We start from the raw sequence: 10194 nt of genomic DNA, 5'->3' as shown, positions 1-10194 counted from the left end.
CAGTTGCGGTCGCGGTGCCGGTATCAGTCGCGGTCACCGTAGCAGTGGGCGTCGCAGTCCTGGTTGCTGTGACGGTGGCAGTTGTGGTCAAGGTGGCAGTCGCAGTGGCGGTATCAGTCGCGGTGGCTGTATCAGTCGCGGTCACCGTGGCCGTGGGCGTCGCAGTCTTGGTTGCGGTCACGGTGGCAGTTGCGGTCAAGGTGGCAGTCGCAGTGGCGGTCGCCGTGGCCGTAGGCGTCGCAGTCCTTGTTGCGGTCGCGGTGGCAGTTGCAGTTGCGGTCGCCGTGGTAGTTGCAGTTGCAGTAGCAGTAGCCGTACGCGTCGCAGTTGCAGTAGCGGTCGCCGTAGCCGATACAGTTGACGTGACCGTAGGCGCTACAGTCCTCGATGCGGTCGCTGTCGGACTTGACGTTGCAGTCGCGGTCGGCGTCGGTACCACCGGGCCGTTGTAAGCGTAGAAATTGTCATCGGTGTCGGAACTCATGTAGATGGTGCCATCGGAGGCGATCGCCGGCATCGACAGCGCCTTGTAGCCCGCGGCGGCGCTGAGGTTGACCAGCACGCTGCCGGTACCGCCGAAGAACGTCCTCAACCCCCCGCTGACGCCGCCGTCGGTTACCGCGTAGATGTTGCCGTCACCGGAGCTGACGTAAATGGTTCCATCGGAGCCGATCGCGGGCGAGACTTTCAGGCTGCTGCCGCCGACACTCATCGACCACTTCAGCGAGCCGCTGATGCCGCCGTCGGTTACGGCGTAGAGCGTGTGGCTGGTGGACTTGCCGCTGCCGACGTAAATGGTGGTGCCGTCGGCGCCGAGCGCGACTCCCGTGTTGAAAACCTCGCCGCTCCCCAGAGTCAATGCGGTCCACTTCGATGCGCCGGTGCCGGCCGTTATCGCGAAGAGATCGCCGCCGACCGGGCTGGTGGTATTGCCCGCGATATAAAGAGTGCTGCCATCGTTGCTGAGCGACGGGGTGTCGGCACTGAAGGAAGCTGCAAAGGTGGTTGGACCCCAATTGAACGAGGCGCTGGCGCCATTGTCCTTTACCGACGCAACCTTGCCATCGCTGGAGGCGGCGTAAATGGCGCCATCGGGGCCGACCACCGGTGCGATGGTGCCGGTCGAACCTCCCGTGCCGATTGTGGCCGACCAATTCAAGGCGCCGGTGCTGGTACGTATCGCATAGAGCTTGCCGTCGCTGACCAGGATGTAAAGGGTGCTGCCATCGATGCTGAGGGTCGGCGCACCGGTCGTAACGAAATGGGTGCAGTCGCCGGTCGGCTGCACCGGCCCCCAATTGAGGGTGGGGTTGGTGCCACTCCCATTGTCTGTCAGCGAGTAAACCTGGGCATCCTGATCGGCGAAATAAATGGCGCCGTTGGGGCCGATCGCCGCGCCCGCGTTTACCCCGGGAATGCCGGCGCAACCAGCGCCCTGGATCGCCTGGAACGGGGCCGACCACTTGGTGGTACCGCCCGGAGTGATCGCGTAAAAGTTGCCCGCAGTATCGGCGTCATAGACTGTTCCATCGGCACCGATCGTCGGGGAGTCCTCTATCTTGTCACCGCCGGTTGGAAGCTCCCACTTGATGGCGCCGTTGTTGCCGGAGGTGTTGTATTGGCTTCTGCCGCTATGCGAGCGATCGTGCTCGTACGCCGGCCAGACCGTGGCCGCATCCGCGCGCGTTGCCGTCCAGACGATCGAGACGCAAACCACAACTGCAACCGCCAGTCTGATCGGTGCTTTCATTTATTCCCTCTTCATTTTCGAACTCGTACCGTCAGTTCTCCGCGGTTGGCGCATCTCGGAGGCGTCTATGGCGATGTGCCGGTCGCGATCAGCGGAACGTCGAGCGGGCTGCTCGAATCGTTAGTCACATTTACGAACAGATCGGAGGCGAACGATCCCAACGCATTGGCGGTGAACTCGACCGTGTAACGGCAGGTCGCCGGCGCCGGAGCCAGCGACGTCAGGCAGGTGTTGTTGATCACGACGAAGTTGGACGCATCGCCGTCTTTGGTTGGCGGACTGAACACCGCCGTCGTCGGCGACAGGTTCGTCAATGTCACCGTCCGGTCCGGCGTTACGGATCCGTTGTTGGGTGCCCCACTGAAATCGAGTTCACCGGCCGACAGCAAGATGCTAACCGTCGCGGTCGCTGTCGGCGTTGCGGTCGCGGAAGCTGTGGCAGTGGCGGTCGCCGACGCAGTCGCGGTCGCGGTGGCAGTCGCTGTGATCAACGGGGTTGGCGTCGAGGCCGCGGTTTGGGAACCAGTCGAACTCGGCGTTGCCGTAGGCGAGATGCCTGGAGAGCCTTCGCCGGACAGCTCAAATATTCCGCGACCATGGGTTGCGGCGAAAATCACGCCATTCAAATTCTGCTCGATGTCGAAAACCGCGACCGCCGGAATCGCCCCGAGATTGAACGACGACCACGTCGTTCCGCCGTCGGTGGTCCTGAAGATGCCGATGTCGGTCGCGGCCAGCACGGTCATCGCCGTGGGGTCGTTGCGATCCACCAGCAGTCGCAACACTGGAACGTCGGGCAGAGCGTTGGCGGGGGGCGGACTCTGCAGGCTCGGATTGCCGTCGGCCTGCGTCCATGAACCGCCGAAATCGGTGGTGACGAAAATGTGACCCATCCCGGTCGCCGAGGTGAAGCCCGAAAGACTCAAGTAGGCTACGCTGGAATCAAACGGGTCGATCGCGATTCCGGTCGCCTGGGTGGAGTCCGGAAACACGATCGGCGGCAGTTGCGCGGTCTTGTCGGTCCAGTGCGCCCCTTCGGGCTGGCCGACGCTGACCTGCATATCGGCCTGGACGGTGGTGAAAATTTTGAACGGCGTCGGACGAAAAGTCGTGCTGGTCTGCATCGCAAGCGCGTAGGCCTTGGTGTGGTCCGACGGCGCAATCTCGAGATCCTCGAGCCCGCATTCGCCGCTGTTGCATCCGCCGGTCAAATCCTGGGTGGTTTGCTGCGACCAGGTCGCCATCGCGTCATGCGACACGTAAACCGAATGCGCGCCGAACAGCACCCGCTGTGCGAGCGCGGGATCGCTCGCCAGCGGCGGAAAGTATGCGGCGCCGGCGTCGCCCGCCGTTGCCATCGCGGTCTGCAGCGCCGCGCTCGACGCGGCAGAGTTGAAAGTGACGCCGCCGTCGGTTGAGCGCGAGACCCATGCTCCGGCCGTGGTGGTCGCGAACGAATGATAAGCGAACAGCGGGTTGAGCGTGTCGAAAAGCGCGAATCCGCCGTCGAGGTTGTCCACCTCCGTCCAGCTTGAGGCCGGCGGCTGACCAGCGTTGTAGCGCCCCGTGCCATTGTCCTGGAATCCCGCCAGTACCACTGTATTGTCGCCAGGATGAGGACCGACTGACTGCGCTTGTGCGACCCCAATGCTCGCGTTGAGTGCCGCCCAGGCGAGCGTGCCGCTGTCGAAGCGATACAATCCGCCGTCGTTGCCGAGGTAGAAGCTGTGCGCGGCTGCGGGATCGAACGCGATTGCGTGCTGATCCGAATGCGTTCCGCCGCTCGGCGCGAGCGACGTCCAATTGGCGCCGGAGTTGGTCGAGCGGTAGATTCCGACGCCGCCAAACGCCACGGTGGCGCCGGTCGGGTCGGCGGAGTCGATCGCCAATGTCTGATCGAAGAACGACTGTGAAAAGTTGCTCGAGCTGGAGCCGTCGATAGTCGTGCCGCCGACCGCCGCGCTCGGCACCGACGCCCGCGTCCAGGTGACCCCGTCGTTGGCGGATTTGTAGAACCCCGCAAACTCGATACCGTCGGACGCGCCGACGATTGCGTATGCGACGCCGTTCGCCGCGGCGACGCTCGCGCGGCCGATGCCGCCGGTCAAGTTGGGCAGCGTGGCTGGTGTCCAGCTGAATCCGGAATTCGATGATCGGAACACGCCGACGCCGAGGATCGAGACGAGTACGGCGGTCGGCGACGCGGGATCGATCGCCACTGAATCCGCCGGGCAGGGATCGCTAGTGAAGTACGGGCACGCGCCGAACGTTCCCGCGGGATACGGAATCCACGATTCGCCGCCGTCGCCCGAGCGCCATAGCCCGTTCTGGCTGAAATCACCCTCGACCCACGACGCGTCCGCCCGGTTCGCGCTCGAACCATAAGTCACCGCCGCATAGATCGTTCGCGGCGTTCGCGTGGTATCGACCGCGAGCGAGGCGATCGACGCGTGCGTGAAATGGCTTGCGCCGAGTTGCGTCCAACTGACGCCGAGATCGCTCGAGACGAACAGTCCCTGGCCATAGTATGAATCGGACGAGCCGTTGCCTTCGCCACTGCCAACATAGAGCGTTAGATTCGGGCTGGTGGTGATGTCGAGCGCGAGCGCGCCGATCGAAACCGTCGGTTCGAGATCGAATATTGGCACGAACGCCGCCGCCGCGTTGGCGCGCATCCACACTCCGCCGTCTCCCGTGCCGACGAACATGCGTCCGCTCACCGTAGGGTCCGTGACCACGGCGGTGACGCGTCCCGTCACTCCCGCCAGAGCGGGACCCAAAGCGACGCCGCCAAAGGTCGGAATCTCATTGAGCAGCGGCATTGGACCGAGCGCATTCCACGCCAAGGTGGGAGCCAGCGCCGCGCCTGCCATGTCGAGATTGTTGCTTCTAACTGAGTCGCGTTCCTGCCGGCGCATATGCGCGATCGCTTTGCGATACGCACCATGCGGGACGCCAAAGTTCAGGCCACGCCGGCTGCGAAAGAATGTTTCCCGCGCCACCCGGTCTCGCGCGTGCAGGGCGCCGGGCGCGTTGATGTTAGCGCGGGCCGACCGCGACGTCGCGCGCATCGGCGAAGACAGAACTACCCCGAGACCGGCGGCGAGTAGCAAGCCACCCGCTGTCGCGAAGAGCCATGGCGAGAAACGTCTGGACAAAGCGAGGACCCCCCTTCCGGCCCGCGTCCAGTAGTCACTCTACTCCTACATTATATACGAACCAATTTTATAATGAGTATATAGTCGATTACCTATTTAGTATTGCCCGTGTCTATCTGAGTATTCGTTTATCCACGATAGGCAGCACTTGGCCTTGCCGCCGTACGCGGCACGGCGGGAGTGCTCGACGAAAGATTGCGGGCTACGGCGGTCAGGCTGCGGCGATTCGGAAACCAATCTTCGGGAAGTGATTTACGATTCGGCCAAGTTCCGGCACGTCGCGCTCAATCGCGATCTCGTGAATCGTGCTGACGACCACTCTTCCGGTCACCGGATCGAACGCATAGTCGTCGGGCGTCACCGCTACGCGGGTTCCGGCTTCGAGTTGGTTTGGATCCCTCGAATCAACGTTCTCGGCCGTGGCGGGAGAGCTGTTCTTGGCGACCTTCAAGGCCTCGTCGGGATCCATCGCACTCACGTCGCCATAGCCCATCGCGTCGATGCGCTCGAACCAGCGCATGAGGTTTGCAAATTTTTGCGCGATGCCGAACGCCGAAGGCTCAGCGCGCAGGAACCACACCGGATGGAAGCAGGCGGCGTCGGCGAGGCTGAACGAATCGCCAAGCAGGAACGGCGAAAGCGCGAGTTGGCGGTCGAGGATTTCCAGAAAGGCGCGCAATTGGTTTCGCGAATCGGGCGCGCTTCGGGCAATTGCGCCGAAATCCGCACCTTGCATCATCCTGGAGCGATCCTCGATGAATGCCTTAGGCACCTGCGCGCCGAGTTTTTCGAAAATGACAGGTGTCGTCGACCAGAACAGCCGCCGGTCGGCCCATTGATTCATCGTGTCGGCAGCGGCGGTGAGACCGCCGGGATAGATCGTCGGCTCTGGTTTCAGCTCGTCGATTTTCCTGATGATGATTCCCGTATCGCACCAAACGTCGGCGCCGATTTGCAGCACCGGGATTCGCCGATAGCCGCCGGTGAGCGGCACCAGCCTGGGCTTGGGCATGATCACCGGCTGCTCGACCGAGCGCCAGGCGATTTTCTTGTGTGCGAAAATTTTGCGGATCTTTTCAGAGAATGGCGAGCTCACGTATTGATGCAGAATTATTTCAGGCACGATTTCCTCCGGCGCAAGCAGCATGTCGATCCTTAGCGCATACAATTTCCAGTCGCCACCCGAAAACTGATAGTTTCGCGCTCATGCATGGCCATCACGATTTCGATTTGTCCGAAGCGATCTACACCACACGCTCGATGCGCCGGCTGAAGCCCGATCCGGTTGAGCCGGGTCTCATCGTCAAGGTGATCGAGGCAGCGACGATGGGTCCGAGCGGGCACAATCGGCAGCCGTGGTTCTTTATCGTCGTCACCGAGCGTGCGGCGAAAGACTTCGTCGCGGAACGCTATCGCAAGGCGTGGGAAACGGTATTCACGCCGACCGAGCGCGAGGTCGTCGCCAACGATCCTCAAAGCCAGCGCGGGAGAAATCTGCGGTCGGCAAAATACCTCGCCGAGCATATCGCCGACGTGCCCGTGATGCTGTTCGCGTGCGTGAAAAAGTACACCGATCGCGCACGCGCCGGACAGCCGATGTGGGGCGCGATTTACCCGGCGATTCAGAACCTGTGCCTGGCGGCGCGCGGCTACGGCCTCGGCACATCAATCACGGGGATGCATACGATGTTCGCGAAGGAAATCGACGCGATGCTCGGCGTGCCGCCGGAATACGCCAACGTGATCCTGATCCCGATGGGCTACCCGAAACGCCGATGGGCGCGTCCCGATCGCAAGCCTGCGCTGCAGGTGACGTTCTGGGAAAAATGGGGCACCCGGCGCGAGCGCGTATCCGACTGAATCAGGTCTCGAGCACGGCCAGCACTAAATTGCGCTGAATCTGATCTCCCGCCTTGACGCGAAACTCCGCGATGCGCCCGTTCGCCGGCGCCTTGACCGGGATCTCGACCTTCATCGACTCGATCACCATCAGTTCGTCGCCGCGCGAGACTTGCGCGCCACTCTCGACCGAGAGTCGCAGCACCTTGCCCACCGCGGGGCTTTTTATATCCATCGCCGAGTAATCCTCTCAAAGCTAGATGGGCGTCTTAGCAGGCACGACGCGCGCGCACCAGCGCTGGAAGGAATGCGCCTTGTGTTTTCGGCCCGCTTGGTTGTAGAGAAATTAAATCAGCTGACCGGTCCGGCTAATGGAGAGACGGCATGAACAGTTTCGTCGCGGTTCGCACGCTAACTGAATATCCGCGCGGCAGCCATCGATGGTCGCTGCTGATTCTCACGGTGCTCGCGTCGATTCTGGGCGCGTACGACTTCCAGCTCGCCCCGCTGCTGCCGATCCTGCTCCCGTACCTGCACATGAGCCACACTGCCTACGGCATCTTCATCACCTTCACCGTGCTTATCTCGGGCATCAGCGCATTCTTCGGCGGCCCGCTGGCAGACCGCTACGGCCGCGTCCTCATCATCGACGTCTGCCTGGGCTGCGTGACCGCCCTGTTGTTCCTCAACGTGCTGATCACCAACATTGTGACGTTCGTGATCCTGCGCTTGTTGATGGGAATCGTCGCAGGCCTGACTGCCGGCGCCGGCGCCGCGCTGATTCGCGACATGTCGCCGCGGCTTAGCCGTGCGCTCGCATTCGGGCTGTTGACGATCGGCCCGGTCGGCGCGAACTTCCTGTCCAACTACGTCGCCGGCGCGACGCTGCCGATCTATCACAGCTGGCAATCGCAAATCTGGATCATGGGTTTCCTGGCGGTCGCGATGTACATCCCGATCGTGCTGTGGCTGTGCGATCTAAGTCCCGAGCTACGGATGCAGATCATGAAGACTGAAATCCAGGCGCTCGCCGCCGAGGGACGCCTGCCGTCGGCCTCCGAACTTCCGTCCAGCACGGGCGACGCCTTCCGCCGCCTGCTCGGCCACCTGGAAGTCTGGCTGCTGGTCTTCGGAATCACGGCAAATCTGACGCTGTACTTCGCGATCCAGGGGTTCGGGCCGTTGATGTTCACCGAAGCGTTTCACTACTCGCCGGCCGAAGCGGCGAAGATGAACGAATACTTCTGGCTGGCAAATCTCGGCGCGCTGGTGTTGACGGGACTGGTCTCCGATCGCCTGCAAGCCCGCAAACCGATCGCGATCTTCGGCGCGATTCTAGCCTCGCTCCTGATGGCCTGGTGGATTCCAAGGTTCGGCGTTGAGCTTCCGCGTGCCACCATGACGATGGTCGCGTCGCTGATGGGATGCTTCCTCGCGATCGCCTACGTGCCGTGGGCCGCTCAGTTCTCCGAGGCGCTCGAAGACGTCTCGCCCGCTCTGCAAGCCACCGGATGGGCCTTTTTCGGACTGGTCGCGCGCGCATGGGTGGCAATCTCGGCACCGCTCTCGCTCTACGTCGCGGTCCACTACGGATGGGGCGAATGGGTAAAAGTCGCCCTCGGCGGGATGATCATCTACATCGTCGCGATGGCGTTCACCCGCGGCCACGCCGCAGTCGAAGAACATGCGCAAGCTGCTCCCGCGACCGATCGCGTAACCGCAGGCTAGTCGCCCGCCCTACGGTCGCATCGTGCGCGTGCGGATCCCCAGCTGCGTCGGAACTATCTCGTACGCCTGATGCACCCAATCGACGAGTATCGGCCGCGTGTCGCGCGGATCGATTATCTCCTCGATGCCGAACGCCTCCGCAGTCCGCAGCGGTGAGCGGATCGCATTGAATTTGTCCTCGAGCTCCTTGCGCAACTTTTCCGGATCGCTCGACGCCAATAAATCGCGCTTGTACGCCGCCTCGATTCCGCCCTCTATCGGCAATGAACCCCAATCTGCCGACGGCCACGCATAGCGCAGATTCAGTCCCGTCGTGATTCCATGGCCGGCGCCTGCGACGCCAAACGCCTTGCGCACCATGATCGCGACCAGCGGCGTCGCCGTCTGGAACATCGCGTACAGCGCGCGCACGCCGCGCCGAATCGTCCCCGTCATCTCGGCCTCGCGCCCAATCAGGAAGCCCGGCTGATCGACAAAGTTCACGACCGGCAGATGGAACGTGTCGCACAGGTCGATGAACTTGACCATCTTGTCCGACGCCGGCCCGTCCAGCGACCCGCCAATCGAAAACGGATCGTTCGCCATCACGCCGACCGGGAAACCGTCGAGCCGCGCGAATCCCGTCACCAGCGACGGCCCGAAGTACGGCGTCATCTCGAAAAATGAATCGCGATCCATCACGAGCTCGACGATTCGCCGCACGTCGTAACCGTGTCGCCGATTGCGCGGCACGATGCTGATCAACTCCTCTTCGCGGCGGCCGGGGTCGTCGTCGGGCGTTGATCGCGGCGGCGCATTCCACACGCTCTGCGGCAGGTACGAAAGGAAGCGGCGAATCTGTGCGAAGGCGTCGTCCTCGCTCTCGGCTTCATTGTCCACCGCGCCGCTCATGTGCGCGTGAATTTCGGCGCCGCCGAGCTCCTCCTTGGTCAGGTCCTCGCCGACGCCCCATTTGACGACCGGAGGTCCCGCGACAAACAGCTGACTCGTCCCGCGAATCATCACCGAGAAATGTGACGCGGCCACGCGCGCCGCGCCGATCCCCGCGACCGAGCCCATGCATCCCGCGACGACAGGAACCTCGCCGATCAATTTAAACAGAACGTCGAAATCCGGATTGGCCGGGACGTAGGTTCGCTTGATCGTCTCGAACGACTTCACACTGCCACCGCCGCCGGTCCCGTCCACCAGTCGAATTATCGGGATATGCAGCTCATGCGCGATCAGTTCCGCGTAGCTGCGCTTGTTGCCGATATTGGCGTCGGCAGCACCGCCGCGCACGGTGAAATCGTCACCGCCGACAACGACGCGCCGGCCGTTGATTCGCCCGGTGCCGCCGACAAAGTTCGCTGGCGTGATCGATGCGAGGGTCTCGCCTTCGTATTTCGGCGCCCCCGCCAGCGCGCCGTACTCGCGGAACGTTCCCGCATCGAGCAGCCGCTCGATCCGCTCGCGCACCGTGAGCTTGCCGCCGTCATGCTGCCGCTTGATGTTCTCCGCCCCGCCCATCCCCTTCGCCAGCTCAACGCGGCGCCGAATTTCCTCAACTTCCTTCTCCCAAGACATACGATTCTCCTGCCGGATAGGATTCCCGATCTTTATAGACCACGCAGATGCGAATTCACGCAATCGAATTTGAAACCCGCGTGGGTTTCAAACTTCCTTCGGCAGGGATGACCCCTGCACCCGGTGAAAAGTACTAATCGCAAAATGTCGAGG

The 10194-nt window shown here is 62.7% G+C and carries 7 protein-coding genes; 2 read left to right on the top strand and 5 right to left on the bottom strand.

What is annotated here, in order from left to right; genetic code table 11:
• From VIW95_RS03495 to VIW95_RS03485, 3 genes are all read right to left on the bottom strand, one after another.
• A partial coding sequence (locus VIW95_RS03495; RefSeq protein ID WP_331584025.1) for a PQQ-binding-like beta-propeller repeat protein occupies nucleotides 1-1750 on the bottom strand: 1750 nt, incomplete at its 3' end.
• 65 nt (nucleotides 1751-1815) lie between these two features.
• Nucleotides 1816-4752 carry a hypothetical protein gene (locus tag VIW95_RS03490; protein ID WP_331584024.1) on the bottom strand — a complete coding sequence of 979 codons (2937 nt, stop codon included), beginning with the start codon at nucleotides 4750-4752 and terminating at the stop codon, nucleotides 1816-1818.
• 367 nt (nucleotides 4753-5119) lie between these two features.
• On the bottom strand, nucleotides 5120-6055 hold the full coding sequence (locus VIW95_RS03485) for a glutathione S-transferase family protein (protein ID WP_331584023.1): 936 nt from the start codon (nucleotides 6053-6055) through the stop codon (nucleotides 5120-5122).
• 59 nt (nucleotides 6056-6114) lie between these two features.
• Here VIW95_RS03485 and VIW95_RS03480 point away from each other — a divergent pair, with 59 nt between their 5' ends.
• Nucleotides 6115-6768: a nitroreductase family protein gene (locus VIW95_RS03480; protein ID WP_331584022.1), complete on the top strand. Its 654-nt coding sequence runs from the start codon at nucleotides 6115-6117 to the stop codon at nucleotides 6766-6768.
• 1 nt (nucleotide 6769) lies between these two features.
• On the opposite strand, the gene VIW95_RS03475 is transcribed toward VIW95_RS03480, so the two are convergent.
• Entirely contained in the window at nucleotides 6770-6982 is a 213-nt protein-coding gene (locus VIW95_RS03475) for an acetyl-CoA carboxylase biotin carboxyl carrier protein subunit (protein ID WP_331584021.1), read from the bottom strand.
• A gap of 149 nt (nucleotides 6983-7131) precedes the next feature.
• On the opposite strand from VIW95_RS03475, the gene VIW95_RS03470 reads away from it, so the two are divergent.
• Nucleotides 7132-8475 (top strand): MFS transporter, encoded by a 1344-nt coding sequence (locus VIW95_RS03470; protein WP_331584020.1) that lies wholly within the window; start codon nucleotides 7132-7134, stop codon nucleotides 8473-8475.
• Between the two features lie 9 nt (nucleotides 8476-8484).
• Here the strand turns inward: VIW95_RS03470 and VIW95_RS03465 are convergent, their stop codons facing one another.
• A complete protein-coding gene (locus tag VIW95_RS03465) occupies nucleotides 8485-10041 on the bottom strand; it encodes an acyl-CoA carboxylase subunit beta (RefSeq protein ID WP_331584019.1) in 1557 nt (518 codons plus the stop codon).
• Nucleotides 10042-10194 lie beyond the last annotated feature (153 nt).

Source organism: Binatus sp. (SeqCode) (genome assembly GCF_036522015.1).
GTDB lineage: Bacteria > Desulfobacterota > Binatia > Binatales > Binataceae > Binatus.
This window is presented reverse-complemented; position numbering and strand designations above follow the sequence as displayed.